1 protein-coding gene is annotated in these 262 nt (G+C 27.1%); it reads left to right on the plus strand.

Translation table 11 applies throughout. The features are described from left to right. Nucleotides 1-215 (plus strand): 50S ribosomal protein L31 (rpmE, locus tag AYC60_RS03450; protein WP_067321348.1); only part of this gene is annotated, 215 nt, incomplete at its 5' end. Nucleotides 216-262 lie beyond the last annotated feature (47 nt).

Here is a 262-nt window from a genome sequence, read left to right on the forward strand (position 1 = left end):
ACAGATTAGTAGTATTTGAAGATACACGTAATGGTGAAAGATTTTTAGGTAAATCTACTAAAGCTACTAAAGAGACTGTTGAAATTGAAGAACAACAGTATCCAGTTGTTAAAGTAGCAATAAATTCTACATTTCACCCATTCTATACTGTGAAGTCTAAATTTGTTGATGACACTGGGAGAGTTGATAAATTTAAGAAGAAATACAATTTATAATAAAATACAGAATTATTCTTTTAGTAATTCTGTCTTTTTAAAATGAT

Source organism: Streptobacillus felis, assembly GCF_001559775.1.
In the GTDB taxonomy this organism is placed as follows: Bacteria; Fusobacteriota; Fusobacteriia; order Fusobacteriales; family Leptotrichiaceae; genus Streptobacillus; species Streptobacillus felis.